Origin of the sequence: Cellulomonas sp. (assembly GCF_017744555.1) — a bacterium.
Taxonomy (GTDB): domain Bacteria; phylum Actinomycetota; class Actinomycetes; order Actinomycetales; family Cellulomonadaceae; genus Cellulomonas.
In genome coordinates this window covers 1-2,307 of sequence record NZ_JAGIBD010000081.1, presented here as the reverse complement: position 1 = coordinate 2,307, position 2,307 = coordinate 1, and the positions used below count along the sequence as shown (strand labels likewise).

General features: G+C 74.1%; 2 protein-coding genes and 1 pseudogene. All 3 read right to left on the bottom strand.

Going from position 1 to position 2,307, the window contains the following annotated elements:
* Positions 1-172: 172 nt before the first annotated feature.
* Positions 173-997 (bottom strand): hypothetical protein, encoded by an 825-nt coding sequence (locus J7523_RS20110; protein ID WP_291890532.1) that lies wholly within the window; start codon positions 995-997, stop codon positions 173-175.
* Positions 997-2,046 (bottom strand): hypothetical protein, encoded by a 1,050-nt coding sequence (locus tag J7523_RS20105; protein WP_291890530.1) that lies wholly within the window; start codon positions 2,044-2,046, stop codon positions 997-999. Before J7523_RS20105 ends, J7523_RS20110 begins: the two co-directional genes overlap by 1 nt.
* Before the next feature lie 53 nt (positions 2,047-2,099).
* Positions 2,100-2,307: pseudogene (locus tag J7523_RS20100) on the bottom strand (hypothetical protein); the annotation flags it as partial.

The following is a 2,307-nucleotide window of genomic DNA, read 5'->3' as shown; positions in this document are numbered from 1 at the left end:
ACCCCGTGCACCCGACGGCCGCCAGCGCGACCAGCCCCGTCGTCAGCACCGCGCGCATCGCTCGCCCCTGCATCCGCATGCCGGGAAGGTACCGGTTCGCGACGGTCCGGCGAGGAGGGTTCAGCGGATCTGTGGACGGACCGGGGTGGGGTCGAGGGCGAGGGTCCGTGGGTCAGGAGGGCCCGTCGATCGTGGCCAGCGCGAGCGCGGCAGCGGTTGCGGCGTCCGCCGCGAGCACGTCGCGTGGCAGGTCGTCGCCGTCGAGGAGGCGCTGCGCGGCGTACAGCTGTGCGGGCCGCCCGGCGGGATCGGCCAGCTGGGTGAGCGCGGCGCGGAACCCGGCGAGGTACTCGCGCCCGCGCCCGGCGGGCAACGCGGCGAGTGCCGCCCGGGCGCCGGCGACCGGACCGCCGGCGGTGCTGTGGAGCAGGACGAACGCCAGGTCGTAGGGATCTCTGTCCTGCCGTCGGCCCAGCACGGCCGCCGCCTTGGCCAGCAGGTAGCCGCCGAGGTCGGCGAACGGCGCGTCCACGGTCGGCGACTCCGTGTCCGTCAGCGGGATCGGACGCATCACGCGAGACCCCAGCGCCGCTCCGGGGCCGGCGACGTTCATGACCGCCATCCGGTCGCATCCGGGCACCGCGATCTGCTGCCCGACGTGGTCGAGCACGTCCACGAGCAGGTCGATCCGGATGGGCACCCCGTCGGCGCTCGTCACCCACTGCCACGCCCGCGCATCACCGGTGGGCCGGAAGTCCGCCGCGTCGAGCGCGTGCTCGAGCCACCCGAGGTCGAGCTCGTCACGGTCGTAGACGACGCCGATCTCGATGACGAGGTCGATGTCGGCGGTCCCCTGGTGGGGTGCGGCCGGCACGGGCGCCAGCAGGTCAGGGTTCAGGCCGCCGACGACGACGAACTCCTCGGCGTGCCCGGCGGCGTGCGAGACGAGGCGGGCGAGCGCGCGCTCGGCGAGCGCACGCGTGCGACGGTCGCGCATCAGAAGCCGATCCTCTGCTCACGGAGGTGCGGCGCGTACTCCTCGGCGCGCACGCCGCCCCGCCGGCGCAGGTCGCCGTACAGCCGGACGTCGCCGACGGCGGGAAAGGGGTCGGGGGCCGCGGCGGCGCGCGCGAGCGGGAGGGTGTACCTGTCGGCGCGGATGACGCGCACCCGGACGCCGGTCTCGGTACGGCGCATCCCCGTCGCCGCGAGCAGCGTGTCGAGGTGGCCGTCGAAGTCCGGGCCGTCCAGGTACAGGTCGATGGGTGACGGCGACGTTCCCAGCGGTGCGCGTGCGTCGAGCGCGACGAGCCCTGTGACGGCCCACGCCGACGGTGGCCAGGCGCGAGCCACGACGTCGGTGATCCAGTCCTCGGCGTCACGGACCAGGGCGTGCGCACCGACCGTGTCGTCGGCGCGCGACGCGTACCAGGTCGCCCACGCGTCGAGGAGTGCGCCGCGTTCACTCATCTCGCGTGCCGCGGTCGGGCCGCGGCGGGGGCCGACGGCCGTCGTCCACCCCTGCGAGTCGAGGTAGGTCAGGGCTCGCGAGGCGGCCCCGCGCGACACGTGCACCGTCGCGGCGAGCTCGTCGACCGGGGGCACTCTCGTCTCCCCGGTCGTGCAGCGCTGGAGCAGGTGCTCGGCGACGGCGGCTCCCGCGGCGGTGAATCGTGCGGGCGCCGCAGACGGCGGGGCGGGCGGGCTGGGGATGCGGATGAGGACCGGGCCGGCCGTGAGGTCGATGCCGCCGGCCTCGTCCGCCCAGCTGACGCCGCGCTCGGCGAGCAGTGCACGGCTGCCCGGTGACACGCGGCGTGCGACGACGACGGGCGTCGCGTGCGCATCGACGTCGTCGTCGATGCTGCGCAGGGCGAGCACGACGTCGGCGGGGTACCCCTCGCCGGCCCACACGGGCACGAGGTGCTGCGCGCCGTGGTGCTCGAGGGTGACCGTCGTGTCCTCGACGGTCACGGGTGTGGTGGGTACGGCATCGCGCAGGGCGCGCGCGAGCGCGTTGGCCGCTCTGCGGTCGCTCGCTTCCATAGTTGTTCACTGTAACAGTGAACAACTCAAAACCTGCGCGAGCTATGCGGTCGTCAGCAGTCGGGGGGTGTGGGTTGGGTGTGGCAGTGGGTGGCGACGAGGCGGGAGGTGCGTTCTTCGATGGTGAGGGGGGTGCTGGTGGTGGTTGTGGTGGCGGTGCCGTTGATGGTGTGCCAGGTGGTGGTGCCGTCGATGAGGTAGCGGCCGGTCCAGGTGGCGGTGAGGGTGATGGTGGTGGTGCCGGGGTGTTCGTACTGGTGG